This is a genomic window from Erythrobacter sp. AP23 (assembly GCF_001542855.1).
In the GTDB taxonomy this organism is placed as follows: Bacteria; Pseudomonadota; Alphaproteobacteria; order Sphingomonadales; family Sphingomonadaceae; genus Qipengyuania.
This window is the reverse complement of sequence record NZ_LNBY01000004.1, coordinates 1-24,607: the sequence shown is the minus strand read 5'-3', so window position 1 is coordinate 24,607 and position 24,607 is coordinate 1. Positions and strand designations below refer to the sequence as shown.

Here is a 24,607-nt window from a genome sequence, read left to right as displayed (position 1 = left end):
CTAGCCACGCCGAGGCGCGGCAAGGACCCCCGCGATCAGGCGCCTTCGACTTCGGCCAGGTCGACTTTGAGGCCCGGGCCCATCGACGAGGTCAGCGTGACCTTGCGGACATACTTGCCCTTGGCACCCGACGGCTTCGCCTTGACGATAGCATCGGTCATGGCCTTGAAATTGGCCTTCAGGTCCTCGTCCTTGAACGAGAGCTTGCCGATGCCCGAGTGGATGATGCCCTGCTTCTCGACGCGGAATTCGACCTGGCCGCCCTTGGCGTCCTTAACGGCCTGTTCCACGTTCGGGGTCACGGTGCCGAGCTTCGGGTTCGGCATCAGGCCCTTGGGACCCAGGACCTTACCGAGACGGCCGACGACGCCCATCATGTCCGGCGTGGCGATAACGCGGTCATAGTCGAGATTGCCGTTCTGCATGTCTTCCATGAGGTCTTCCGCACCGACCTTGTCGGCGCCGGCGGCCTTGGCCTTCTCGGCATTGTCGCCCTTGGCGAACACGGCGACCTTGACGTCCTTGCCGGTGCCGCTCGGGAGCGAAACCATGCCGCGGACCATCTGGTCGGCGTGGCGCGGGTCGACGCCGAGGTTCATCGCGACTTCGACGGTCTCGTCGAACTTCGCCTTGTGCTCGCGCAGCGTGGCGATGGCTTCGTCCACACTGTAGAGCTTTTCGCTGTCGAGCTTGGCGACAGCCTGCTGCTTCTTGGTCTGCTTAGCCATTATCTTAGCCCTCCACCACGTCGAGGCCCATCGAACGCGCGCTGCCTTCGATGATCTTGGTGGCCTGTTCGATGTCGTTCGCGTTCAGGTCCTTCATCTTCTGCTCGGCGATTTCCGCCAGAGCCGAACGCTTGATGCTACCGGCCGAAACCTTGCCCGGCTCCTTCGAACCCGACTTCAGTTTAGCAGCCTTCTTGATGAGGAAGCTGGCCGGCGGGGTCTTGGTCACGAAGGTGAAGGAACGGTCGGCATAGACCGTGATGGTGGTCGGAATCGGCATGCCCTTTTCCATGTCGCCGGTGGCGGCATTGAAGGCCTTGCAGAATTCCATGATGTTCACGCCGCGCTGACCTAGCGCAGGGCCGATGGGCGGCGAGGGGTTGGCGGTGCCGGCAGGCACCTGCAGCTTGATATAGCCGTCGATCTTCTTGGCCATGATTGGCCTCCTTTCTCACTTTCGCCACGGCACTTTCGAACCGGGGCTCATGGTAAGCGGTCAAGCGGTCTGACGGATCAGACCTCCCGCACGGGTTCCCGAGGATGACTTGGGAAGGCGCGCACATAGCGTTTTCGCGCGCGAATGCAAGCGATTCGCTAGGGCCGAGCCGCATGCGCGGCATGTCGAGAACGCCCCCTATGATATTCGTACATGCGGCTTTTCCCCAGTGACCTGGTAATAGCGCTGTTCACCTATCGCTTTGCAACGGATGTGCTAGGACCGAGCGCCACAGAAGGAGCGCACATGCAGAGTTTCGTCGATATCTGGCAATACATGCCACATGGGATGTGCCTGCTCTGGCAACCGTGGCTGGTCACGCTGTGGGCTGGCAGCGATCTGATCATCTTCCTTTCCTACACGGCCATTCCGCTTGCGCTGCTGACGGTGCTGCGAAAGCGCCAGGACATTCCCTTTTCCGGCCTGGTGGTGCTGTTCTCCAGTTTTATTCTGCTGTGCGGCCTTACCCACCTGATGGGCATCGTCACGCTTTGGTATCCCATCTATCCGTGGGTTGGCATGTTGAAGCTGGCGACCGGTCTCGTTTCGGCGGCGACCGCCGTGGTCCTGTTCCGACTGATCCCGACGCTGGTTGCCCTGCCGTCTCCGGCACAGCTATCGGAAGCGAACAGCAAGCTACAGGCTGAAGCCGACGCGCATCAGGACACTCTTGCCAAGCTGAAGAGTCTTGTGGCCGATTTGCAGGCCGAAGCGGCAGCGCATGAGGCGACACTGGCGAAACTCGAAGACTTGGTGGCGGAGCGGACCGAGGAGTTGCACGAGGCCAATACCAGGCTTGCCGTGCAAACTCGCGAAGCGGTGCACCGCAGTGCCAACCTGCTGTCGGTCGTAACCTCGCTCACCCGGCAGACGGCGCGGGGCCACGAGCGGACCGAGGATTTCATCGAAGCCTTGCTCGGACGCATTCACTCGCTGGCAATGGCCACATCGACCGTCGTGCGTGGCGACGATCATCTTTCCGGCGACCTGGCGACCATTATGCGCCAGCAGCTCGATCCCGTACTGCTGACATACGGCAAACGGGTCAATCTGGATGGGCCGCCGACCCAGATTGTCAGCGAAGCTGCGCAGCAGATCTCGCTCGCCGTTCACGAACTCGCCACCAATGCGCAAAAATACTCTCTCTCGCAGGATGCGGCTTCCCAGGTCACCATCAGCTGGGGTGTCGAGGGAGCCGATGAAGACCAGCGGTTCGTTCTCGTATGGCGCGAAACTCACCCGACTGGCGAGACGGCAAGCGACACGCCGGCAGGAGAAGGTGGTTTCGGCACGAAGCTGCTCACCCGCATCGTGCCCCAGGTGCTGCGCGGTGAAGCGACGCGCTCAATCGACGACGGCGTGCTCGAATATCGCCTCAAGGCACCGGCCTCTGCCGTGCTGGCCAATCCCGAGGATACCGATACCGCAACGCTCGCGGCCCGCTTGGTCGATGAGAATTTCGGGTTGAAATAGCCACGACAGGCCCTGGGCGATCTAGCGTCCGATACCGGCGTGGTGGTGCCGAACGGACTTGGCCAAAGTCGTCGATCGCACCCGACACTGGCAAGGCTCATTCCGCGGAGCGCTTGCCGCAGCATGGCTCGCCCGTCGAGCGCCGGCCGCCGTTGGTCGACTGGCGATGACGAAGGCCGACCATTAGTGTACGTTATTGTATTGTGATCAAAGAAGTGATCTCGACCGCTCTTGCTGCACTCTTGTGCACCGCGACCGTCGCCTCCGCGCAGGAGGCCCCCGTTTCGGGAGACTCCGGTTTGCGAATTCCCGAGATATCGCCGGCGGAGTTCGATGAAAACCTCGCCATAGGAGGTGAGGAGATCGGCGCGCGGAAACTGCGTAGCCGCATGACAGTGGATGTCATGGTCAATGGCACCGGCCCGCACAAGTTCGTCGTCGACAGCGGAGCGGACACATCGGTCGTCGGTGCAAGACTGGCTGGCGAACTTGCCATGCCACCGGGTACGCCGGCGATGTTGCACGGCGTTACCGAAAGCAAGGTGGTCGATCGCGTGTTTGTCGACGAGATCATGCTCGGCCCCACGGCAACCACCGAACTCGAATTGCCCGTGCTCGACGAGCGCGACTTGGGCGGTGATGGCATGATTGGCCTCGACGCGCTGGTCGAACAGCGTTTGCTGATCGATTTCGATGAACGTCACATCAGCGTCGACGATGGTTTTACTCCGGCCCCGCTGATGGACGGAATGATCATCGTGAAGGGCCGGCTGCAGCGAGGCCAATTGATCCTGACCGAAGTGACGGCGGGCAAGGAAAAGGTCGATGCGGTGGTGGATACCGGCTCCGAAATCACCATCGGCAACGTTGCTCTGCGCGACAAGCTGGCCCTCAGACGCACGAGCGACCTTCGCAAGATCAAGGTTTATGGGGTTACCGGCAAAGAACTAGAGCTCGACTTCCTAGTGGTCAGGGAACTGAAGCTGGGCCCCGTCCTATTGCGCAATGTTCCAATCGCCTTTGCCGACATTCCCCCGTTCGAGGTCTTCGGACTGGCAGACCAGCCGTCGCTGCTGCTGGGCACCGACCTGATGGAGAACTTTCGCCGGGTGTCGCTCGACTTCAAGGACCGCAAGGTGCGCTTTCAACTCAGGAAGTGCAACAGATCTCTGATCCAACTGCGCACGACCACGATTGCATCTCGAATCAAGGCGGACCGACCGAGCGCCTGTAGCTGAGCCCTGCGAGTGAATTGCGCGGGGCGTAGTCCACAAGACCGCGTCGTATGAAATGCGAGGCCCCGCCCGGACCGCTCCGAGCGGGGCTTTCCGAAAAGGTACGATTTCCGTCGGTTACTTGACCAGTTCGACCTGTTCGAAATCGAGTTCGACCGGCGTCGCGCGGCCGAAGATCGAGACGGAAACCTTGACCTTCTGCTTGTCGAAATCGAGTTCCTCGACGAGGCCATTGAAGCTGGCGAAGGGGCCGTCGAGCACCTTGACCTGGTCGCCGATCTCGTAGTCGACGCTGATTTCCTTCTTGGGCGCCGCACGGGCCTCTTCCACACCGCCGAAATAGCGCGCCGCTTCCTTCTCGGAGATCGGCTGCGGCTTGTTGTTGGTGCCGAGGAAGCCGGTCACCTTCGGGGTATTCTTGACGAGGTGGTAGACGTCGTCGGTCATGTTCAGCTTGGCCAGCACGTAGCCGGGCATGAACTTGCGCTCGACCTGGACCTTCTTGCCGCGCTTGACCTCGGTAACGGTTTCGGTCGGGACCTCGACCTCTTCGACGCCCTCGGACAGGCCGAGGCGCTCGGCCTCGGCGATGATCGAATCGCGAACCTTGTTCTCGAATCCGGAATAGGCGTGGATGATGTACCAGCGTGCCATGTGTTCTCGTTACCCTGTCGAAATGCGGCTTCGGCCCGGAAGGATCAGGCCAGCGTCAGCAGCCAGCGCACCACGGCGCTGAACAGCGAATCGATGCCGAGGAAAAAAAGCGAGAGGATGACCATCATGATGAACACAAAGATCGCCGTGCGCACCGTTTCCTCGCGCGTCGGCCATACGACCTTGCGTCCTTCGGTCTGCACCTGCCGGAGGAACTCCGCCGGGCTGGTCTTCTTGTCGTCTGCCATCGCTCACGTCTCTCGCGTAAAAATCGTGCCGCCTTCCGCCACGTCCCTTTCAGGTAGGGTCTCTCGCCGCCCCGGTTCAAGTCCGGGAGGGGCTTTTATCGGGTCCCAATGTCGGAAGACGGCGGTGCGTCTACTCTCGCATGCAGCAAAAGGCAAGCCGGGGACTCGCCCGAAACGCCCCTTTGCAAGCGCCCAAAGCGCGACTAGCCTGCGCGCTTTCCAGTTCAGGGACGCATGAGGGGAATTTTTGCAATGGCAACAAGCCAGGCACCAAGTCTGGGCGAGCGGCTGATCGAGCCGGTCACCAACCTATCCGATTTCATCTGGGGCGGGACATGGAACGGGGTCGAAGTGCTCCCCTTCCCACCCATGACCATCATCCTCTTGGGCATCGGCCTGTGGATCATGGTCGGTCTCAAATTCTACCCGATCATCAAGCTCGGCAGCGCGTTCAAGGGTCTGTTCGCGGGTCGCAAGAGCCAGGGCGAAGGCGAAATCTCGCCTTTCGCGGCGCTTTCCACAGCGCTTTCGGGGCAGGTCGGCACCGGCAATCTCGCCGGTGTCGCCACCGCGATCGCGCTGGGCGGCCCGGGAGCCATCTTCTGGATGTGGGTCACCGCACTGTTCGGCATGGCGCTGGCCTTTGCCGAAGGCTCGCTCGCCATCCGCTACCGCGAACGCACCAGCGACGGCGTTTTGCGCGGCGGCCCGATGACCTACATCATGATGGGCCTGGGCAAGAAATGGACCTGGCTCGCCATCGTCTTCTGTATCGGCACGCTGTTCTCGGCGCTGGTGACGGGCAATTCGATCCAGGCGAATGCGGTAGCCGACGGCCTCAACGAACTGTTCGGCATCGAAGAGTGGCTTGGGGGCCTGATCGTCGCCTTCCTCGTTTTCATCGTCATCATCGGCGGCATCAAGTCGATCGGTAGCGTGGCCGAGAGGATCGTGCCTTTCATGGCCGCCACCTATATCGTGATGGCGGTGATCGCGCTGATCCTGAATTTCGGCGATCTGGGCGAAACCTTCGGGCTGATCTTCCATGGCGCGTTCAATCCGCAGGCGGCCAGCGGCGGCTTCGTCGGCGCGGCCATCATCCTGGCGATCCGTGCCGGTGTCGCGCGCGGCCTGTTCTCGAACGAGGCGGGCCAGGGTTCGACCGCGATCGCGCACGCGGTGGCGCAGACCAACGATCCGGAAACGCAGGGCCGCATGGCCATGCTCGGCACCTTCATCGATACTATCGTGATCTGCACCATGACCGCGTTGGTGATCCTGACCGTGCGCGGCGATTTCACCGCCGGCGGCGAAGCTGTGGCCCATGCCTGGCAATCGGACAGGGTCGGCTTCGAAATGACCAGCGGCGCCTTTGCCGCAGCCTTCCCGATCGAAATCGCCGCGATCCCCATCGGTACGCTGGTCGCTTCGGTCGCGCTGATTCTGTTCGTCTTTACCACCCTGCTGACGTGGAGTTATTACGGCGAACGCGCGATCACCTTCATTTACGACCGGTTGAAGGGTTCGACCCGTGCAGGCGAAAAGAAGCTGCACATGGCTTGGCGCGTGCTGTGGTGCGTGGTGATCTTCATCGGCGCGGCGCAGCCGAGCGAACTGGTCTGGCGCCTGGGCGACATTTCCAACGCCGCGATGGCACTGCCCAACCTGCTCGCGCTGGCACTGCTGAGCGGAGTGGTCTTCAAGCTGGCGCAAGGTCAGAAGGACGCCGGCCCGACCCACACCGCCGATACGCCGGAAGAACCCGAGGAGTACTGAGCCCGAGTGCCTTGATGGGCTAACAAAAAAGGGCCGGGGGTCTATCCGACCGCCGGCCCTTTTCCTTGGTACGACTGAACCCTCAGCGCAACCCGAACAGACGTGCCAGGAAGCTCGGCTGTTCCATCGGCTGAATCTTGCCGTGTGTCCGATAGCGCAGCGAACTGTCGCTATAGGGCTTCGGCTGCACCCAGCCATCGGGGCGGCTGCTGTGGAAGGACAAACTCGACATGGTATACCTCCATGAAATTCTGCCCTCCGTCCTGATCAGTAAAAACACTAGGTCGACGGGGAGGTTCCCGCCTTGCGAACCCCGCCACGCGTCCAGACCAGCGCCAGCAGCGCCAGCGCAGCGAGCGGCATCAGGTTGATCCCGAGCGGAAAGGCCAATGCGCGGGTGGCGTAGGGCGCGAGATAGAGCAGGACGAGGCCGAGCTTTTCATAGGGCCGGAAACCGTGCTCGAGCCCCTGTGCGACCAGCCACAGCGTCGGGAATATCAGGAAGGGCAGATCGTAATTGAACAGATAGGGCGAAGCGAGCGCGGTAGCTGCCAATACTGCTGCCCCCGTCGCCCGCGCATCGTAACCGAAGCGCCGCCAAGCGAGCATGGCTACCGCGAGTGCTGCGAACCCGGAGATGACCGCCAACGCCACTGCCACGCCGTCTCCCGCCCACAGGCGCGCCTGCGCATAAAACGTCGTCATTCGCAGCAGGAAGTCGGGATTGATCCCCTCCATCAGCGCTTCGCTCGCACGCCAGCTGGTGGAATACGCGGCCAGTGTCTCCCCGCCGAAGGCAAGCCACGACAGGGCAAGCAGTCCGATGGCAGCGATGCCGGCCGCAAGGAAAGCGCGCCATTTTCCGCCTGTCGCCAGCCAGAAGGGCGCGAGCACTGCCAGATGCGGTTTGATTACCAGAACACCGATGGCCGCACCTGAAAGCGCCGGTCGCTTGCCCAACTCGTGCGCCGCCAATACCAGCAGGGCGCCGGTCAGCAGCCCGGTCTGCGCATGGCCCGCCGCGATCAGAGCGCCGGGATAGGCCACCACAAGCGGCCACAACCTTGGGAAAGCACGAATGCTCACCCAGGCCCATAGACCCCACGTAATCGCCACCCAGGCAATCCAGGCCAGTGGGAAGGGTAGCGATCCAAAGGGCGCGAGGACGAACAGGAAGGGCGGCGGATTGACGAAGGCGAACCATCCCTCGCTTCCCGTTCCGGTCTGGACGCCTTGCTGAACCGCCAAGTCGTAGGCCGCCTTCGGATCGCCCGCTGCGGTTACATGGCCCGCGCCCCAAAAGGCCAGGAAATCGGTTCCCGCCGGCCCCATGGCCTTGAGGTACGAATTGACCAGCAATCCGAGGCCGGCGAGCGCCAGCAGCAAGGCGTAGCCGCGTACCCGCTCGCGCGTCAGCCAGTCCGCCTGGCGCAGCCAGTCCATCGCCGCCCGTCCCCTCGATCGCGAGAATACATGCTCGCAGGGTTAGCGCGGCGACCAGACTGTCGCCAGTTCAGCCAGGCGGCAATCCCCGCCCGCGCCAGGTTCTAGATGGCCTTGGAGGCGATCCAGCGGTCGATCTTGGACTCCAGCACCGGCATCGGCAGTGCGCCGGTATCAAGCACCTGGGCATGGAATTCGCGAATGTCGAAATCGTCGCCCAATTGCTCTTCCGCCTTTTTGCGCAGCTCCTGAATCTTCAGCGCGCCGACCTTGTAGGCGAGTGCCTGGCTTGGGATGGCGATGTAACGCTCGACCTCGGCCACGACTTCGGTTTCGGTCATGCCGCTGTTTTCCAGCATGAAATCGATCGCCTGTTGGCGGCTCCAGCCTTTCGCATGAAGACCCGTGTCGACGACCAGGCGCATCGCGCGCAGCTGCTCGTCCTGCAGCGTGCCATAGCGGTTCCACGGATCGTCGAAGAAGCCCATCTCGTAGCCCAGCGTTTCCGAATAGAGTGCCCAGCCTTCGACATAGGCGGTGTTGCCGCCGAAGCGCATGAAGGCGGGAAGATCATCGTTTTCCCGCGCGAGGCTGATCTGGAAGTGATGTCCCGGCGCGCCTTCGTGCAGGTAGAGCGTGACGTTACCGGTCGTCAGGCGGCTCGGCAGGTCGTAGGCGTTGAAATAGAAGGTTCCCGGACGCGACCCATCGGGTGCGCCCGACTGGTAGGACCCGCCCGCCGAAAACTGCTCGATCGATTCGTCATAGGGCTTGATCTCGAGCGGGGTCTTGGGAACCAGCGAGAAGTACTCGCCGATCTTTGCGTCGACCTCTTCGCCGATATCGTAATAGGTTTGCGTCAGCGCCTCGCGGCTCTCCGGCTTGAACTGCTCATCGGTACGCACGAAATCGAAAAACTCGGTGAGCGTGCCGGTGAAGCCCACCTCTGCCTTGATTTCCTCGAGGTCGTTCTTGATCCTCGCTACCTCGGCCAGGCCCAGATCATGCAGATAGTCCGCCGTCAGCGGCAGCGTGGTGGTGCTCTCGATCATCTGTGCATAGAGCTTTTCGCCGCCCCTCATGTCGCTGAGGCCAACGCTTTCGCGTGCGACGGGCAGGTACTCGTCGCGCAGGAAGTCGCGCATGCGTTCATCCGCAGCGTAGATTTCCGCGGTCTTGGCTTCGTAGGCCGCGGTCAGGCGCGCCTTGTCTTCCTCCGAAAAGTCCTCGGGGAAGTTTGTCACCGGCTTCATATATTGCGATTCCGCGATCGGGATCGCCAGCATGGTGTCCAGCTGCTTGACGACGTTTCCGATAGTCAGCCTGGTCTCGAGGACGCCGCTTTCCATGCCTTCGCGGAATCTCTCGATCGCGCGGCCGGAAATCTCGATATAGTCATCGTGCCGCGAGAGGTTGTCTTCGTAATTCTCCAGCGTCTTGAACTGCGCCGCCGCATCGCCGCTGGCGAAGTTCGGATAGAAAGTGTGAAAGCCGGAGAAATGGTTGACCGGGCGCACTTCGGTAAGCGCGCGGATTTCATCGGTCTGCCCGCGCAATGCGGACTCCTGGTTGTACTTGAACACGTCGTAGGCGAGCTGATCGGTCTCGCTCAGCTTGCTGCGGTCGATCAACTCCAGCTTGGCGAGGTTGAGCTGCGTGTTCAGGCGACTGGCGTAGAACGACGAGTCGGTCAGAAAGTCACCCAGCCGATCGGCGTTCCTGTCGTCGCCGCGAAACAGCCGACCGAGCGGATTCAGCTCGAGCCCGCGTTCGTCGGCATCGGCGAAGAGCGCAAAGAGCCGGTCGTGCTCGCTCAGTTCGGCGGCAGCTTCCGAGTCTTCGTGACGATCGCGAGCAAGCGCCGGATTGGCGGTGATGACAAGAGCAAGAGCAGCGCTCGAGGCGAGCGCATGGCGGACGATTTTCATGGCATTTCCCCTGGGACCTGTGTTGCCGGCTTAGAACACATGCGCGGACAGCAGGGCAAGCGCATCGTCCGACGACGGTGCGACAGAAATCGACGAGCGGTACGTTCGACTGGAGTGGGGGCTAGAAGGTGTAGCCGATCCCCAGGGCCCCCAACCACTGGTCGGCATCGCCGCGAACCGACGTGAAGGGCGTGCGCTTGGCATCGCCGAGCATCCGGGAATAGCCGCCCAACACGATGAGCGCGAGGCCGCCATTGGCGAGGTCCCCGTCGAGATCGATGCCGGTTAGCAGGTTTACGCCGACGCTTTCCCAGCCGCCATCGGCCCGGAAGGGTGCCAGCGGCCCGCCTGCGGGAACCGAATAGTAATAGTCGGCATAATCGTCGTCGACGTAATCGCCGCCGACCGACAGCGAGATCGCCATACCGCGGCTCAGCGGCGTGAAATAGGTCACGCTGGGGCTGACGATGACCCCGTCATGGGCTCCGGCGACATCCCACAACGCGTCGACATTCACGCTGAGGCTGTCGAACTGGTTGAGCACGCCCGGAAAGCTGATACCGATGGTGGGGCCGACTTCGAATGCCGTGTCGAGCTCGCCATAGGTGAGAACCACCGGATCTTCGATCTGGACCGCTCGATTGCGATTGAGCCGCGCCGAAATCCCGCCGGATATAGTCGCGCCCTCGCTATCGTCGTTGACGAAATCGAGCGCGACCCCGGCCGGTCGCGGCGAAATGCCAACCGTGCCGAGCTGGCCCTGAACGATGGGTACCGGGGAAAAGACGTAATCGTCCGAACCGTTGTAACTCGGTGAATAGATCGCACCCAGACCGATCGAGATCCAATTATCGTCGAACACCGTTTCTTCATCCGTCGGCAGGCTTTCGACATCCTGGGCGAGAGCGGGCGCGCCGCTCAGAAGCAGTGCAAGGCCGGAGGCGGCAACGATCGATTTCATGCAGATTCCCTCGATTTTCCTGTTTGCTATCCAACTCCTGCCATACCGCCACGTTCCCGTCATGCTCAGCAAAGCGATTGCCGCGATCACGCTTCGGCCCTAAGCCCTGCTGCCAATGAGCGGGCGCACCATCGATATGGCCATCGTCGGAGGCGGGTTGGCCGGCGGGCTGGCGGCGCTGGCCGTGCACCGCGCGCATCCCGACTTGTCCATCGCATTGTTCGAAGCGGGTGAGAGCTATGGCGGCAACCACCGCTGGAGCTGGTTCACCTGCGACGTAGACGAGGCCGGTGCCGATCTTCTCGCGGCGTTCCCAAAGGCCGAATGGGCCCCGGGCTACGATGTGCTCTTCCCCGGCTATACGCGCACGCTGTCGGCGGCCTATCGGTCGCTGGCCAGCGCGGATTTCGATGCGACCTTGCGGCGTGCATTGCCGCAGGCGGCCATCCGGACGGGCTCGCGCGTGGCCGATCTGCGTCCCGATTGCGTGGTGCTCGATAGCGGCGAGCGCATCACGGCAAAGGTGGTGGTCGACTGTCGCGACTTCAGCGCCTCGCCCCATTTGCGTGGCGGCTGGCAAGTCTTCATGGGCCGGCACTTGCGCACCAGCGCGCCGCATGACGTCGCGCGCCCGATCGTCATGGACGCCCGGGTCACGCAACATGACGGCTACCGTTTCGTCTACACGCTTCCGCTCGCCGCCGACGAGCTGTTTGTCGAAGATACCTATTACGCCGACAGTCCTGTGCTCGATCGCGCGGTGCTGGCGGGACGGATCGATCGCTATTGCGACGACATGGGCTGGTCGGGCGAGACCATCGGCGGAGAAACCGGCGTGCTTCCCGTCATCACCGGCGGCGATTTTGCCGCCTTCCGCCGCGAACTCGGTGCGCCAGGCGTTGTGCGGGCCGGCGCCCGGGGGGGCTTCGTCCACCCGCTGACGAGTTACACGCTGCCCTTCGCCGTCGCCAATGCGCTGGTACTGGCGCGCAAGGCACAGCTTCCCGGCGAGCGGCTGGCCGAACTGTTCGAACGACGCGCGCACCGGCACTGGCGCAGGACGCGGTTCTATCGCGCGCTCGGGCGGATGCTGTTCGACGCCGCGAAACCCGATAAGCGCTATCGTGTCTTCCAACGCTTCTACCGCCTGCGCGAACCCTTGGTCGAACGTTTCTATGCCGGGCACCCGACACGCGCCGACAAGCTGCGCATCCTGACCGGCAAGCCGCCCGTAGCTATACCCTCAGCCATCCGCGCGCTGCTTGGCAAGGGCAGCCCGCTCGTCCATGAAAGATCGCCATGAACGCCGAAACGACTACTCCCGCCAGGCCCGCCGATGCGGGCGAGGCCGTGGGGCCGATCCCCAGCGGCAAGACCGCCTGCGTGATCGGCGCCGGGTTCGGCGGATTGGCACTGGCCATTCGCCTGCAATCGGCGGGTATCCAGACGACTGTCGTCGAAGCGCGCGACAAGCCGGGTGGGCGCGCCTATTTCTGGGAACGGGACGGCTTCACTTTCGACGCCGGTCCCACCGTGATCACCGACCCCGACTGTCTGAAGGAACTGTGGGCACTGTCGGGCCACGATCTCGCCGAAGACGTCGAACTGATGCCGGTGATGCCCTTCTACCGCCTGCACTGGCCCGACGGTACGCAGTTCGACTATTCGAACGACGAAGAGCAGCTATTCCGCGAAATCGCGCAGCTCAATCCCGCAGACGTCGCCGGTTACCAGCGCTTCCTCGAATATTCCGAAGCCGTTTACGAAGAAGGCTACGTAAAGCTCGGCCATAAGCCGTTCCTCGATTTCAAGTCGATGCTCAAGGCGGCGCCGGCGCTAGCCAAGCAGCAGGCCTGGCGCAGCGTTTATTCGATGGTTTCGAGTTATGTCGAAAACGAGAAGCTGCGCGAGGCACTGAGCTTCCATACGCTGCTGGTCGGCGGCAATCCCATGAAGACCAGCAGTATCTACGCGCTGATCCACAAGCTGGAAAAGGACGGCGGCGTATGGTGGGCCAAGGGCGGCACCAACCGGCTGATTGCGGGCATGGTCAGGCATTTCGAACGGATCGGCGGCACCGTGCGGCTGCACGATCCGGTCGTTCACCTCCATACGCTGGGCAAACACGTCACCGAAGTGGAAACGCACTCGGGCTGGCGCGAGCGGTTCGACGCCATCGCCAGCAATGCCGATATCATGCACAGCTACAAGGATTTGCTGGCCGGATCCAAGCGCGGCGCGGACTATGCCCGGAGGCTGTCGCGCAAGAGCTTCAGCCCGAGCCTGTTCGTGGTCCATTTCGGGATCGAGGGCAGCTGGCCGGGAATCCCGCACCACATGATCCTGTTCGGGCCGCGATATAAAGGCCTGCTCGAAGACATCTACGACCACGGCGTGCTGCCGCAGGATTTCTCGATCTACCTGCACCACCCCAGCGTGAGCGACGACAGCATGGCGCCCGAAGGCATGAGCACTTTCTACGCGCTCGTACCCGTGGCCCACATGGGCAAGCTGGCAGTCGACTGGGAAGAAATCGGTCCGCTGCTCGAGAAGCGTATCCTGGACGAACTCGAACGTCGCCTGATTCCCGATATCCATTCGCGGATTGTGACCAAGTTCCACTACGCCCCGCGCGATTTCGCGATGGACCTCAATGCCCACATGGGCAGCGCCTTCAGCCTGGAACCGGTGCTCACGCAGAGCGCCTGGTTCCGCGGCCACAATCGCGACGACGTGCTGGACAATTTCTACCTCGTTGGCGCGGGAACGCATCCCGGCGCCGGGATTCCCGGTGTGGTGGGCAGCGCGAAAGCGACTGCCGGCTTGATGCTGGAGGATCTCGCGGTATGAGCCGCGGCATGAAACGTCTTGCTATCTATTGCGGCTCGGCCTCGCCCGACGATCCGCGTTATATTCAGCTGGCCTACGACGTGGGCCGTGACCTTGCCCAGCGCGGGATCGGTGTCGTCTATGGCGGCGGCCGGCTCGGTCTGATGGGCGCAACCGCGCGCGGCGCACTGGAAGCAGGCGGAGAGGTGATCGGCGTGATCCCAGATGCGCTCGCCAACAGCGAGGTCGCCAATCACGACTGTACCCAGCTTTACACCGTCGGCGGCATGCACGAGCGCAAGCAGCGCTTCACCGACCTGTCCGATGGCTTCATCACCATCCCCGGCGGAGTCGGGACGATGGACGAACTGTGGGAAGCGATGAGCTGGGCACAGCTGGGCTATCACGACAGCCCGGTCGGCCTGCTCAACGCCTTCGGCTTCTACGACGAGCTCATCGCCTTCAATCGCAAGATGGCGGAAGTCGGCTTCGTGCGGCCCGTGCACCAGAACATTCTGGTCCACGATGCCACGCTCGACGGCCTGCTGGACCGGATGGCAGCCTATGAGCCGCACACGCCGATCTTCAAGATGAAGGCCGACGACCTCTGAACAGACCCCGTCCCCTCGTCCCGTCGCGTTACCTGCGGCCCACCCCGGCCAAGGCCGGCGGCGGCCGGGACCGGGCGATGCTGGTCGATAAATCGCTCGAATCGATCGAGCAAGGCTCGCACAGCTTCGCCGCCGCGTCGAAGCTGTTCGACAAGCCGACGCGTGAACGCAGCTGGTTGCTCTATGCCTGGTGCCGCCGCTGCGACGACATCGCCGACAATCAAGATAAGGGCGGGCCGCTGGGCGACCAGGGCACGCCCAAGGATGCCGAGGACCGGGTGCAGGCGCTGCGCGTCCTGACCAAGCGCGCCTTCGAGGAACAACCGACCGCCGATGCGGCCTTCGACGCCTTCGGGCTCGTCGCCGACGAATGCGGGCTGACGCTCGACGAGGCGAACGACGTCATCGCCGGCTTCGCGCTCGACGCCACGCGCTGGAGCCCGAAGACCGAAAAGGACATGCTGCGTTATTGCTACCACGTCGCGGGCGCGGTCGGCATCATGATGGCGCGGATCATGGGCGTACATCCCGACGATGGTGAAACGCTCGACCGGGCTTGCGACCTGGGGCTGGCCTTCCAGATTGCCAATATCGCACGCGATATCGTGGAGGATGCCGAGGCGGGACGTTGTTACCTGCCCAAGACCTGGCTCGACGAGATGGGCTGGGAACAGGGCGAACACGCGCTGCCCGAAAACCGCTTCAAGCTCGCCAGCCTGATGCCGCGCCTGATTGCGCTGATGGAGAAGCACGAGGCGGCGGCCAAGCTGGGCGCTAAACGGCTGCGATTTCGTCAGCGCTGGGCGGTGCTCGCGGCGGCGCGGATCTATGGGGCGATAGGGCGCAAGGTGCTCACCCGCGGGCAGCTTGCATGGGACACGCGCACGCGGGTGAACGGGTTGGAGAAACTTGGCCATATGACCGCCGCCTTCTTCGAAGCGCTCTGGAACCGACCCGACGGCCCGGCCGAGCCAATCATCTGGTCGCGTCACGATTTCCGTCCCGTTGCGGGCTGGTAGCTTGATGCGCGACGACGCTACGGCTAGCGCGCATCCATGATTTCAAAGCTCCTTATCGCCAATCGCGGCGAGATCGCCTGCCGCATCATCCGCACCGCGCGCGAAATGGGGATCGCCACGGTCGCGGTCTATTCGGATGCCGATGCCAAGGCGCTCCACGTGCGCAGCGCGGACGAGGCCATGCATATCGGTCCCTCCCCCGCCGCGGAGAGCTATCTGGTCGGCGAGAAGATCATCGCCGCAGCAAAGCAGACCGGCGCCGAAGCGATCCATCCCGGCTACGGATTCCTGTCGGAGAATGCGGGCTTCGCGCAGGCGGTCATCGACGCTGGCCTCATCTGGGTCGGACCGAAGCCGTCGAGCATCGAGGCGATGGGCCTCAAGGACGCCGCCAAGAAGCTGATGCGCGAGGCGGGCGTGCCGGTGACACCCGGCTATGAGGGCGAAGATCAGTCGGTCGAGCGCCTCAAGTCCGAGGCCGACGCCATTGGTTACCCGGTGCTGATAAAGGCGGTCGCCGGCGGCGGCGGCAAGGGCATGCGCAAGGTCGATGCGGCGAAGGATTTCGAAGCCGCGCTCGAAAGCTGCCGGCGCGAGGCCAAGGCGAGCTTTGGCAATGACGAGGTGCTGCTGGAAAAGTGGATCACCTCGCCCCGCCACATCGAGGTGCAGGTGTTCGGCGATGCCCACGGCAATGTCGTCCACCTGTTCGAGCGCGACTGCTCATTACAGCGCCGCCACCAGAAGGTGGTCGAGGAAGCCCCCGCGCCCGGCATGGACGAGGCCACGCGCGAGGAAATCTGCGCCGCCGCCGTGCGCGCGGCCAAGGCGGTCGATTACGAGGGCGCGGGCACGATCGAATTCATCGCCGACGCCAGCGAAGGCCTGCGCGCCGACCGCATCTTCTTCATGGAGATGAACACGCGCCTGCAGGTCGAACACCCGGTGACCGAGGAGATCACCGGGGTTGACCTGGTGGAGTGGCAGCTGCGCGTCGCGAGCGGCGAGCCGATCCCGGCCAAGCAGGACGAACTCTTCATCGACGGCCATTCGATCGAGGCGCGCCTCTATGCCGAAGACCCTTCGGGCGGATTCCTGCCCTCGACCGGACAGCTCGAACATTTCGACCTCGGCGTCGAAGGCCGGATCGAAACCGGGGTCGAGGAAGGCGACATGATCTCGCCCTTCTATGACCCGATGGTCGCCAAACTCGTCGTCTGGGGCGAAACCCGCGCCGAGGCGATCGATCAGCTCGCCGATATCGCCGAAAACGTCGAGATATGGCCGGTGAAGACCAACGCAGCCTTCATCGCCAATTGCCTGCGCGACGAGGATTTCGAGGAAGCCAATCTCGACACCGGCTTCATCGGATCCAAACTCGACCTCCTAGTGTCGTCCGATGAGGCGGATGCCGAGATCTGGCAGACCGCTGCCGACTTCGTCGCACTGGCCGAGACCGAGGAGCATGACGACCTGCCCATCGGTCTGCGCCTCAACGCGCCGGGCGTGCTCGACGCGGTGCTCACCCACAAGGGCGAAACGCGCAGTATTCCTGCTGCGCGAACGCATGCCGAAAGCCATGCAACCGGCTTCGTCGACCCCGAACGCGCAGTGGTCTTCTCAGACGGTCAGAGCTTCGTCTTCGAGCGCCAGTCGCGCGGTTCGGGCGCCGCCTCCGCCGCGGACGGTGCGATCCTCGCACCCATGCCGGGCAAGGTGATCGCGGTCGATGTGGCCGAGGGCGATGCGGTCAGCGCAGGCCAGCGACTGATGGTACTCGAGGCGATGAAGATGGAGCACGCGCTTACCGCGCCCTTCGACGGGACCGTGACTGAATTGTCCGCCAGCGAAGGCGCGCAGGTGCAGGTCGAGGCGGTGCTGGCGGTTGTCGAGCCCGCCGAAGATTAGCCGTCATCCCAGCGAAAGCGCGAGCTGACCGAAGGGCAAAGCCGGGATCGGTCCCTCACAGGTGCGAGTCTGATAGCGGACCCAGCTTTCGCTGGGACGACGGCTTGGTTATTGGTCGCGCATGGGCTGGGAAAGAGAACTCGAAGAACTGCGCCACCGCGAAGCGTTGGCCGAACAAATGGGTGGCGAGGAGAAGGTTGCCCGCCAGCATGCTCGCGGAAAAATGGATGCGCGCGCCCGGCTTGCAGCGCTTGTCGATGACGGCTCGTTCCGCGAGATCGGCAAGATCGCCGGGCGCGGCTCCTATGACGAAGACGGCAATCTCACCGGCGTCCTCCCCGCCCCGTTCCTGTTCGGCAAGGCACTGGTCAATGGCCGCCCCGTCGTCGCGACGGCGGACGATTTCACCATTCGCGGCGGCGCGGCCGATGCGGGGATCAGCCGCAAGATGGTGCAGGCCGAAAAGATGGCGCATGAGCTGAAACTCCCGCTCATCCGCATGATCGACGGCACGGGCGGCGGCGGCAGCGTGAAGACGCTCGAACAGATCGGCGCGACCTATATCCCTGCCGTGCCGGGGTGGTCGGACGTGGTGAAGAACCTCGATACGGTGCCGGTCGTCGCGCTCGCACTCGGCCCTACGGCAGGCCTTGGTGCAGCCCGCACGGTCGCCAGCCATTATTCGATCATGGTCAAGGGCCTTAGCCAGATCTTCGCCGCCGGACCCGCCGTGGTCGATGGACTGGGCGAAAGCTACAAGGGCTCCGACGACCACAGCCAAGCCAAGGAAGACCTGGGCGGGAGCGGCATCCACACGCGCAACGGCGTGGTCGACGACGAAGTCGCCAGCGAGGCCGAGGCTTTCGCCCGCGCGCGGCATTTCCTGTCATTCATGCCCGAGCATGTCGGTCAGCTCGCGCGCCGCTCCAACTGTACCGATCCGGTCCACCGTCGCGAGGAAGCGCTGCTCTCGCTCGTCCCGCGCGAGGAAAAGCAGGTCTATTCGATGCGCCGCTGTATGGAGATGGTTTTCGACCAGGGCACGGTGTTCGAAATCGGCCGCATGTGGGGCCGCGCCTGCATCACCGCGCTCGCCCGATTGGATGGCTGGCCGGTGGCGGTCCTGGCGAGCGACCCTAGCTATCTTGGCGGGTCGTGGGAGGCCAAGACTAGCGAAAAGGTCGAACGCTTCGTCAAGCTTGCCGACCAGTTCCGCCTGCCGATCGTCCATCTGGTCGACAACCCCGGCTTCATGATCGGGCGCGAGGCGGAGATGGCGGGCACCATCCGCTACGGCGTGCAGGCGATGAACGCGATCTACAAGGCGACGGTGCCGCTGGCATCGGTGGTGCTGCGCCGCGCCTACGGTATCGCGGGCAGCGCGATGAGCAATGCCGAGACCTTCCAGTATCGCTATTGCTGGCCTTCGGGCGACTGGGGTTCGCTTCCCATCGCGGGCGGGCTCGAGGTCGCCTATAAATCCGAACTCGAGGCCGCCGAGGACCCGGAGGCCGAGCTGTCCGCGATCCGCGACCGGCTGGACAAGGTCACCTCGCCCTTCCGCAGCGCCGAACGCTTCAACGTGGAAGACATCATCGACCCGCGCGACACACGGCCCCTGCTGTGCGAATTCGCCGACCTCGCCTGGCGCACGCTGCGCGCCGAGGCCTAGTCCAGATCCGGTTCCGGCGGGCCGAACAGTGAGCCGCGCTCGGAATAGAGCACGAAGATCAGGCTCATCGTCGCGGTCACCAGCAATGCCAGGGCCAGCGGGCGGGCAGTTCCGTCATAGGCGTAGCCCACAGCCGCACCCAGCAGCGCGCCGGTAGTCATGCGCAGGAAGCTCTGCGCGCTCGAGGCGGCCCCCGCGATATGGCGGAAGGGTTGCATCGCGATCGAGCCGAAATTGGCACCGATAAAGCCCAGCAGGCTCATATTGGCCGCCATCAACGGGATGAAGGTCCACAAGGTTTCGTCGGGCTGGCTGGCGAACCATAGCTGCAGCGCGGCGATGGCGATGAACAGGAACAGCGCGGTGTGGCTGACGCGGCGCGCGCCGAAGCGCTCTACGATGCGGCTGTTCGACCAGTTGGCGAGCGCCATGCATCCTGCGCAGAAGGCGAAGAGCAGCGGGAACATGTCGCCCGCGCCGAAAGCCTCGCCGATCAGCTGCTGCGACGAATTGATGAAGCCGAACAATCCGCCGAAAACCAGCGCGCTGGCCAGCGTGTAGCCGATGGTGGAGCGAAGCGTGACCGCGCTGCGCATGTTCATGGCGATGACCGAAATGTTGATCTCCTGGCGATCATCGTCGTGCAGCGTCTCGGGCAGGCGCACATAGACCCAGACCGTCATCACCACGCCGAGCAGCGCCATGGCGACGAAGATCCAGCGCCAGTCGCCGAACAACAGCAGGACTCCTTGCCCTATGCTCGGTGCCACTGCGGGGACGAGCAGGAAGATCACGAAGATCAGGCTCATCATCCGGGCCATCTTGTCGCCGCCCACGCGGTCGCGGATGATCGCCGGTGGCAAGGCGATGATGCCCGCCGCGAAAAAGCCCTGCAGCGCGCGCAATACGATCAGCTGCGTAAAGCTAGTGACGGCGGCACAGGCCACCGACAACAGGATGTATGCCCCGAGTGCCGAGAAGAGCACCGGTCGCCTGCCGAATCGGTCGGCAAAGGACCCGGGGATCAGCGTCCCGACGCCCGCCGCGAGCAGGTAGACACCCACCACGAACTGCCGGTCGTTGCCCTCGGCGCCGAGGCTTCCGGCAAGTTCGTCGAGCGCGGGCAGGATGGCGTCGATGCCGAAGGCATTGCAGGCCATCAGCAGGGCCATCATCCAGATCAGTTCGCGCTCGCCGATCATCGGGCGTTTGGCCCGGTCGGGTAACGGGCGTTCGCCGCTTGCTAGCTGATCGGTTCGCATCTGCACGAAATGGCAGGTGCGCCACAAGGTTCCGCTTTGCAACCCGTGCGCCTATCTTGGGGTCGCAATGAGTGACGCGAAAGACACGGATGATGCGGGAGAGGCCGCTGCGGAAGCGGATGGCCTTCGCAAGATCATCCACGTCGACATGGATGCCTTTTTCGCCAGCGTCGAACAGCGCGACAATCCCCAGCTTCGCGGCAAGCCCGTGGCGGTGGGCGGATCGAGCGGGCGGGGCGTGGTCGCAGCCGCAAGCTATGAAGCACGCAGGTTCGGCGTGCGCAGCGCCATGCCGTCGGTCACGGCCAAGCGGCTGTGCCCCGACCTGGTCTTCTGCAAGAGCCGCTTCGAAGTCTATCGCGAAGTCTCGCAGCAAATCCGCGCGATCTTCCGTCACCACACCGATCTCGTCGAACCGCTCAGTCTCGACGAGGCCTATCTCGACGTGACCGAGGACAAGCTCGGTATCGGCAGCGCGACGCGCATCGCCGAACTGATCCGCCAGGAAATTCGCGCCAAGACGAAGCTCTCCGCAAGTGCGGGGGTGAGCTACAACAAATTCCTCGCCAAAATCGCGAGCGACCAGAACAAGCCCGACGGGCTGTGCGTTATCCGCCCGGGCGAAGGCGCGCGTTTCGTGGCGGACCTGCCGATCCGACGGTTCCACGGCGTCGGCCCCAAGGGTGCGGAAAAGATGGCGAAGCTGGGCATCGAAACCGGGGGAGACCTGGCGGCCAAGGACATCGAATGGTTGCGTGCGCATTTCGGCAGCTTTGCCGACTACCTCTATCGCGCCGCGCGGGGGATCGATCTGAGGCCCGTGCGATCGAGCCGCATCCGCAAGTCGGTCGGCGGCGAGCGGACTTTCAGTCGCGACCTGTCGACGGGCAGCGAACTGCGCGAGACGATGGAGGACATCATCGACATCGTGTGGGGTTATATCGAGCGCGCAGAAGCCAGGGGCCGCACCGTGACGCTGAAGATGAAATACACCGATTTCCAGATCTTCAGCCGCGCCAGGACGCTCGACCGGCCGATCGCCGACAAGCAGGAATTCGCCGCTGTCGGCCGCGCGCTGCTGGAAGAGGTATTGCCGCTGCCGATGCCGATCAGACTGATGGGACTGACATTGTCGAAACTGGAACGCGATGGCGACGAGGAAGCGAAGCGCCCCGACGCGCAGCTTTCCCTGCTCTAGCTCTTACCCGACTGCCACAATTCCAGCCGTGCCCTCGTGCGCGGGCCAAGCGGTTCGGGCAGCGAGTGTATCGGGAAAAACCGCGCCTCGATCACCTCGCGGCCATCGGCCCTGGGCATCGCATCGACCACTCCTTCGAAAATATGCGCGGTATGGGGAGCTCCCGAGATCTTCTCCTCGATAACACCAACAATCGCCATTCGCTGGATTGCGCAGCCGGTTTCCTCCTGCAGCTCTCGCCGGGCGGCCTGATCGGGCGACTCCTTTCGCCCCACGCCGCCACCGGGGAAATACCACCCCGACGGGCCATAGCTGTGCCGTACAAGCAGCAGCTTTCCGTCGAGATCGCGCGCGATCACGCTCACGCCCGTCCCGGTCCTTCCGGTGGTTCGCCGCCAGCAGTGGCGCAGGGTGTGAGCGACCTTGAGGGCCAGCCGATACAGCGGCGCAGGGATCAGGTGAAGCATGTCACCGGTTGTGTAGCTGCCCGAAGCAGCCGCGCAACCGGCAGATCGTGTTCACCCTCAATTGCCTGGTCGAGCACGGCGCGCTTTTCCTCGCCGCGGATGACGAACATGATCCGATCGCTCGCCAGAAGCGACGGCAGCGTCAGGCTGATCCGATCGAAGGGCGCCTCGGGCGGTAGCGGGTCGGGCGTCAGGCGCAGAATGGCGCGCGATTCGTCGACCTGCGGATCGATGTTGGCAAACAGCGAGGCGATATGACCATCCGCGCCCATACCCAGCCAGGCGAGCGCGAAACGCGGCACCGCTTCCATCTCGCTCAGAGTGACGACTTCCGCGCCCGCCGGTTCGAACAGATCGCGCAGCTTGCCGGTATTCGAGGCCCGGTGATCCTCGGGCACCACGCGATCGTCGCCCGGCCACACGACCAGCCGCGTCCAGTCGAGATCGTGCTCGAGCAAGGCGTCCATGATCGGGAACGGAGTCGATCCGCCAGGCACGGTAATCGTGACCGGACCATCGCTGCCGTCGAGCGCCTTGCCCAGTTGCACCGCCAGCCAGTCCGCAATTGCGGCGTCGCTGGAACCCTCGACGATCGTCACATTTTCCATGTGTCCCTGATACACCAAGGCCGCCCGTCCCCAAGGGGAAAGGCGGCCCGCAGGCGCTTTCGCATAGCTATGCGCTTACTTGCTGGTCTGGTTGAGGAACCAGATGCGCTCCTCGGTCTGGTCGATCCAGTCGTCCACGATACCGCTGGTGGCATTGTCGCCGACTTCTTCCGCCGCTTCCTTCACTTCGCCGAGGCGCGTGTGCAGCTTCCGATTGTCGTCGCGCAATTCCCTGACCATCGCATCGGCAGTGAGGGTGACGTCGTCCTGGTCGTCGATGCGCGTGTGCTTCATCACGCTGCCGATCGAGGTGAGCGTATACTCGTCGTTCTTGCGTACGCGCTCGCCCAGATCGTCGACGGTGCCGATAAGTTGGGCGGCCTGCTCGTCGAACAGAACGTGGAGGTCGCGAAAGCGCGGCCCCGCCACGTGCCAGTGGAAATTCTTGGTCTTGAAATAGAGTGCGGTCGTATCCGCCAGCGCTCCATTTAGCGCGCTGACGAGACCTGCTTTCGAATTGTCGCCGACTTCGGCCATGTAGTGTTCCCCTTCGTGGATTGGATACTCACCTCACCAACGGCCAATTCACGCTTGGGTTTCTAGATTATAGGTAGTCGTTGTGATCGCCTTATCCGATTATACCGCGGGCGCTCAATCCCGTGATCATTGCGAGTATGAAAAGCACCACGGCAAGGCCGATCCTGATCGCACGCAGCGGCAGCCGTTCCTCCAGCCTGTTCGCCATCGCCCAGCCGACGAATACGGCAGCGCCGCCCCCCAGCGCTCCACCGAGGCCCGCCAACGGCCAGGACGCAAACACGACCGCAAACGCAGCCACGAGAAAGCGCGAGGCATCGGTCAGCTGGCGAGCAAACAGCACGATGGCGATCGCGCCGAGCGAGCGGGTGGGCTCTTTCGGCGCCTTCTCGCGGTTCGGCCAGGCGCATTCGAACGCCGCCAGCAGCAAAGCGATAGCCACGAACATGGTCGATGCGTTTTCGGACATCGTCTGCGACAATTGCGCCCCGAACCAAGCGGCAATCGCTGCCGTCGCCGCCGAACTGGCCAGCGCCACCGCCAGCAATCCGTGCGATCCGCCCAGCACGCCTGCCAGCCGCGAAACTAGCAACTGGTCGCGCGCGCCGGTAGCGGCAAGGAAGCTGGCGACCATGGCGAAAATCAGCGATGTCATGGCGGTTCCCGCTCCCCTTCCTATACCCGACAGCATGCGATAGCACGCCGCGGCGAGAAACACAGAGGGAGAGCATTTCGTGCAATTGACGAAGGGCATGGCGGCGGTCGTAACCGGCGGCGCATCGGGTTTGGGCAAGGCGAGCGCACAGGCGCTGGCGGACGCAGGGCTCAAGGTGACGATCTTCGACGTCAACGAAGAGGCGGGCGAAGCGCATGCCAAAGCGATCGGCGGCACTTTCGCGCGGGTCGACATCACCGACGAACAATCGGTGATCGGGGGTTTCGACAAGGCGCGCGCGGCACACGGACAGGAGCGCGTCACGGTCCATTGCGCCATGACCAGCCGCCGGGGCAAGACGCTGGGCTGGGACAAGGAAAACGGGCGCTACAAACGGCTCGCGACCGAGGATTACGCTTTCGGCGCGGAAGGCATCCTCGTCTCCTCCTATCGCATCGCCAGCCATTCGGCGCTGGGCATGGCCAATAGCGAGCCGCTCAACGAGGATGGCGAACGCGGTTGCATCACGCTCACCGCCAGCGTCGCGGCGCAGGACGGGCAGATCGGCCAGGTCATCTACGGCAGCTGCAAGGCGGGCGTGAACGGCCTCGTGCTGCCGATGGCACGCGACCTCATGGATATCGGCATCCGCGTAAACTCGGTTATGCCCGGCATATTCGCCACCCCGCTGATGTTGGGCATGAAGGATCGCAATCCGCAGATGTGGGACGAGCTCAACGCCAGCGTGCCCTTCCCCAAACGCCTCGGCCATCCGGAAGAGTTCGCCTCGCTGATCTGCGAGATTGCGCGCAACAGCTACATCAACGGCCACCAGTTCCGGCTGGATGGCGCGATCCGGATGCCGCCGAAATAGCGAGGGTTGGGAAGCGCTGGAGCGG

The 24,607-nt window shown here is 63.5% G+C and carries 24 protein-coding genes; 11 read left to right on the top strand and 13 right to left on the bottom strand.

The annotated features are described in order from the left end of the window. Positions 1–35: 35 nt before the first annotated feature. Positions 36–728, bottom strand: a complete 693-nt coding sequence (rplA, locus tag ASS64_RS04510; RefSeq protein ID WP_067690598.1) for a 50S ribosomal protein L1 — start codon at positions 726–728, stop codon at positions 36–38. Between the two features lie 4 nt (positions 729–732). Next, the gene (gene rplK, locus ASS64_RS04505; RefSeq protein ID WP_067690596.1) at positions 733–1,164 is read right to left on the bottom strand and encodes a 50S ribosomal protein L11; all 432 of its coding nucleotides are present in this window, start codon (positions 1,162–1,164) and stop codon (positions 733–735) included. Between the two features lie 306 nt (positions 1,165–1,470). On the opposite strand from rplK, the gene ASS64_RS04500 reads away from it, so the two are divergent. Further along, positions 1,471–2,697, top strand: coding sequence for a sensor histidine kinase (locus tag ASS64_RS04500; protein ID WP_198147643.1), 1,227 nt, complete (start codon positions 1,471–1,473; stop codon positions 2,695–2,697). 203 nt (positions 2,698–2,900) lie between these two features. Continuing rightward, on the top strand, positions 2,901–3,935 hold the full coding sequence (locus ASS64_RS04495; RefSeq protein ID WP_067690590.1) for a retroviral-like aspartic protease family protein: 1,035 nt from the start codon (positions 2,901–2,903) through the stop codon (positions 3,933–3,935). 114 nt (positions 3,936–4,049) lie between these two features. Here ASS64_RS04495 and nusG read toward each other — a convergent pair whose 3' ends face one another. Continuing rightward, a complete protein-coding gene (gene nusG / locus ASS64_RS04490; protein ID WP_067690587.1) occupies positions 4,050–4,586 on the bottom strand; it encodes a transcription termination/antitermination protein NusG in 537 nt (178 codons plus the stop codon). A gap of 44 nt (positions 4,587–4,630) precedes the next feature. Beyond that, the gene (secE, locus tag ASS64_RS04485; protein WP_067690584.1) at positions 4,631–4,834 is read right to left on the bottom strand and encodes a preprotein translocase subunit SecE; all 204 of its coding nucleotides are present in this window, start codon (positions 4,832–4,834) and stop codon (positions 4,631–4,633) included. Positions 4,835–5,086: 252 nt separating this feature from the next. Between secE and ASS64_RS04480 the strand changes: the two genes are divergently transcribed. Further along, positions 5,087–6,610 (top strand): sodium:alanine symporter family protein, encoded by a 1,524-nt coding sequence (locus ASS64_RS04480; RefSeq protein ID WP_067690581.1) that lies wholly within the window; start codon positions 5,087–5,089, stop codon positions 6,608–6,610. Between the two features lie 82 nt (positions 6,611–6,692). Here the strand turns inward: ASS64_RS04480 and ASS64_RS16795 are convergent, their stop codons facing one another. From ASS64_RS16795 to ASS64_RS04465, 4 genes are all read right to left on the bottom strand, one after another. Continuing rightward, positions 6,693–6,842 carry a hypothetical protein gene (locus tag ASS64_RS16795; protein ID WP_198147642.1) on the bottom strand — a complete coding sequence of 50 codons (150 nt, stop codon included), beginning with the start codon at positions 6,840–6,842 and terminating at the stop codon, positions 6,693–6,695. Positions 6,843–6,889: 47 nt separating this feature from the next. After that, positions 6,890–8,053 carry a glycosyltransferase family 87 protein gene (locus tag ASS64_RS04475; protein ID WP_067690578.1) on the bottom strand — a complete coding sequence of 388 codons (1,164 nt, stop codon included), beginning with the start codon at positions 8,051–8,053 and terminating at the stop codon, positions 6,890–6,892. Positions 8,054–8,157: 104 nt separating this feature from the next. Further along, entirely contained in the window at positions 8,158–9,981 is a 1,824-nt protein-coding gene (locus tag ASS64_RS04470; RefSeq protein ID WP_067690576.1) for a DUF885 family protein, read from the bottom strand. Between the two features lie 121 nt (positions 9,982–10,102). Continuing rightward, positions 10,103–10,942, bottom strand: coding sequence for a MipA/OmpV family protein (locus tag ASS64_RS04465; protein ID WP_067690573.1), 840 nt, complete (start codon positions 10,940–10,942; stop codon positions 10,103–10,105). 115 nt (positions 10,943–11,057) lie between these two features. Here ASS64_RS04465 and crtY point away from each other — a divergent pair, with 115 nt between their 5' ends. The 6 genes from crtY to ASS64_RS04435 all read left to right on the top strand — a co-directional run bounded on the left by crtY (position 11,058) and on the right by ASS64_RS04435 (position 18,981). Beyond that, positions 11,058–12,245 carry a lycopene beta-cyclase CrtY gene (gene crtY / locus ASS64_RS04460; protein ID WP_067690570.1) on the top strand — a complete coding sequence of 396 codons (1,188 nt, stop codon included), beginning with the start codon at positions 11,058–11,060 and terminating at the stop codon, positions 12,243–12,245. Beyond that, positions 12,242–13,792 carry a phytoene desaturase gene (locus ASS64_RS04455; RefSeq protein WP_083508178.1) on the top strand — a complete coding sequence of 517 codons (1,551 nt, stop codon included), beginning with the start codon at positions 12,242–12,244 and terminating at the stop codon, positions 13,790–13,792. The genes crtY and ASS64_RS04455 overlap by 4 nt, the downstream gene beginning before the upstream one ends. 8 nt (positions 13,793–13,800) lie before the next feature. Beyond that, complete coding sequence (locus tag ASS64_RS04450) at positions 13,801–14,382, top strand: TIGR00730 family Rossman fold protein (protein ID WP_067690746.1); 582 nt, start codon at positions 13,801–13,803, stop codon at positions 14,380–14,382. 77 nt (positions 14,383–14,459) lie between these two features. Beyond that, positions 14,460–15,401, top strand: coding sequence for a phytoene/squalene synthase family protein (locus tag ASS64_RS04445; protein WP_234002323.1), 942 nt, complete (start codon positions 14,460–14,462; stop codon positions 15,399–15,401). Between the two features lie 36 nt (positions 15,402–15,437). Further along, on the top strand, positions 15,438–17,309 hold the full coding sequence (locus ASS64_RS04440; RefSeq protein ID WP_067690564.1) for an acetyl/propionyl/methylcrotonyl-CoA carboxylase subunit alpha: 1,872 nt from the start codon (positions 15,438–15,440) through the stop codon (positions 17,307–17,309). 121 nt (positions 17,310–17,430) lie between these two features. Then, positions 17,431–18,981 carry an acyl-CoA carboxylase subunit beta gene (locus ASS64_RS04435; protein WP_067690561.1) on the top strand — a complete coding sequence of 517 codons (1,551 nt, stop codon included), beginning with the start codon at positions 17,431–17,433 and terminating at the stop codon, positions 18,979–18,981. Here the strand turns inward: ASS64_RS04435 and ASS64_RS04430 are convergent. Then, entirely contained in the window at positions 18,978–20,243 is a 1,266-nt protein-coding gene (locus tag ASS64_RS04430; RefSeq protein ID WP_067690558.1) for a multidrug effflux MFS transporter, read from the bottom strand. The two genes, ASS64_RS04435 and ASS64_RS04430, sit on opposite strands and share 4 nt — an antisense overlap. A gap of 67 nt (positions 20,244–20,310) precedes the next feature. On the opposite strand from ASS64_RS04430, the gene dinB reads away from it, so the two are divergent. Next, positions 20,311–21,441 (top strand): DNA polymerase IV, encoded by a 1,131-nt coding sequence (dinB, locus tag ASS64_RS04425; protein ID WP_067690555.1) that lies wholly within the window; start codon positions 20,311–20,313, stop codon positions 21,439–21,441. On the opposite strand, the gene ASS64_RS04420 is transcribed toward dinB, so the two are convergent. The 4 genes from ASS64_RS04420 to ASS64_RS04405 form a co-directional block, all read right to left on the bottom strand. Next, the gene (locus tag ASS64_RS04420) at positions 21,438–21,908 is read right to left on the bottom strand and encodes an NUDIX domain-containing protein (protein WP_067690552.1); all 471 of its coding nucleotides are present in this window, start codon (positions 21,906–21,908) and stop codon (positions 21,438–21,440) included. The genes dinB and ASS64_RS04420 overlap by 4 nt on opposite strands. Further along, on the bottom strand, positions 21,896–22,516 hold the full coding sequence (locus ASS64_RS04415) for a 6-phosphogluconolactonase (RefSeq protein WP_067690549.1): 621 nt from the start codon (positions 22,514–22,516) through the stop codon (positions 21,896–21,898). Before ASS64_RS04415 ends, ASS64_RS04420 begins: the two co-directional genes overlap by 13 nt. Positions 22,517–22,591: 75 nt before the next feature. Continuing rightward, complete coding sequence (locus ASS64_RS04410; protein WP_067690546.1) at positions 22,592–23,053, bottom strand: Dps family protein; 462 nt, start codon at positions 23,051–23,053, stop codon at positions 22,592–22,594. 91 nt (positions 23,054–23,144) lie between these two features. Then, positions 23,145–23,708, bottom strand: coding sequence for a hypothetical protein (locus ASS64_RS04405; protein WP_067690543.1), 564 nt, complete (start codon positions 23,706–23,708; stop codon positions 23,145–23,147). A gap of 79 nt (positions 23,709–23,787) precedes the next feature. Between ASS64_RS04405 and ASS64_RS04400 the strand changes: the two genes are divergently transcribed. Further along, a complete protein-coding gene (locus tag ASS64_RS04400; RefSeq protein WP_067690539.1) occupies positions 23,788–24,582 on the top strand; it encodes an SDR family oxidoreductase in 795 nt (264 codons plus the stop codon). Positions 24,583–24,607: the final 25 nt, after the last annotated feature.

Coding starts and splice junctions, on each gene's coding strand:
- rplA (WP_067690598.1), bottom strand. CDS start 728: ATGGCTAAGCAGACCAAGAAGCAGCAGGCTGTCGCCAAGCTCGACAGC.
- rplK (WP_067690596.1), bottom strand. CDS start 1,164: ATGGCCAAGAAGATCGACGGCTATATCAAGCTGCAGGTGCCTGCCGGC.
- ASS64_RS04500 (WP_198147643.1), top strand. CDS start 1,471: ATGCAGAGTTTCGTCGATATCTGGCAATACATGCCACATGGGATGTGC.
- nusG (WP_067690587.1), bottom strand. CDS start 4,586: ATGGCACGCTGGTACATCATCCACGCCTATTCCGGATTCGAGAACAAG.
- secE (WP_067690584.1), bottom strand. CDS start 4,834: ATGGCAGACGACAAGAAGACCAGCCCGGCGGAGTTCCTCCGGCAGGTG.
- ASS64_RS04480 (WP_067690581.1), top strand. CDS start 5,087: ATGGCAACAAGCCAGGCACCAAGTCTGGGCGAGCGGCTGATCGAGCCG.
- ASS64_RS16795 (WP_198147642.1), bottom strand. CDS start 6,842: ATGTCGAGTTTGTCCTTCCACAGCAGCCGCCCCGATGGCTGGGTGCAG.
- ASS64_RS04475 (WP_067690578.1), bottom strand. CDS start 8,053: ATGGACTGGCTGCGCCAGGCGGACTGGCTGACGCGCGAGCGGGTACGC.
- ASS64_RS04470 (WP_067690576.1), bottom strand. CDS start 9,981: ATGAAAATCGTCCGCCATGCGCTCGCCTCGAGCGCTGCTCTTGCTCTT.
- ASS64_RS04465 (WP_067690573.1), bottom strand. CDS start 10,942: ATGAAATCGATCGTTGCCGCCTCCGGCCTTGCACTGCTTCTGAGCGGC.
- crtY (WP_067690570.1), top strand. CDS start 11,058: ATGAGCGGGCGCACCATCGATATGGCCATCGTCGGAGGCGGGTTGGCC.
- ASS64_RS04455 (WP_083508178.1), top strand. CDS start 12,242: ATGAACGCCGAAACGACTACTCCCGCCAGGCCCGCCGATGCGGGCGAG.
- ASS64_RS04450 (WP_067690746.1), top strand. CDS start 13,801: ATGAAACGTCTTGCTATCTATTGCGGCTCGGCCTCGCCCGACGATCCG.
- ASS64_RS04445 (WP_234002323.1), top strand. CDS start 14,460: ATGCTGGTCGATAAATCGCTCGAATCGATCGAGCAAGGCTCGCACAGC.
- ASS64_RS04440 (WP_067690564.1), top strand. CDS start 15,438: ATGATTTCAAAGCTCCTTATCGCCAATCGCGGCGAGATCGCCTGCCGC.
- ASS64_RS04435 (WP_067690561.1), top strand. CDS start 17,431: ATGGGCTGGGAAAGAGAACTCGAAGAACTGCGCCACCGCGAAGCGTTG.
- ASS64_RS04430 (WP_067690558.1), bottom strand. CDS start 20,243: ATGCGAACCGATCAGCTAGCAAGCGGCGAACGCCCGTTACCCGACCGG.
- dinB (WP_067690555.1), top strand. CDS start 20,311: ATGAGTGACGCGAAAGACACGGATGATGCGGGAGAGGCCGCTGCGGAA.
- ASS64_RS04420 (WP_067690552.1), bottom strand. CDS start 21,908: ATGCTTCACCTGATCCCTGCGCCGCTGTATCGGCTGGCCCTCAAGGTC.
- ASS64_RS04415 (WP_067690549.1), bottom strand. CDS start 22,516: ATGGAAAATGTGACGATCGTCGAGGGTTCCAGCGACGCCGCAATTGCG.
- ASS64_RS04410 (WP_067690546.1), bottom strand. CDS start 23,053: ATGGCCGAAGTCGGCGACAATTCGAAAGCAGGTCTCGTCAGCGCGCTA.
- ASS64_RS04405 (WP_067690543.1), bottom strand. CDS start 23,708: ATGACATCGCTGATTTTCGCCATGGTCGCCAGCTTCCTTGCCGCTACC.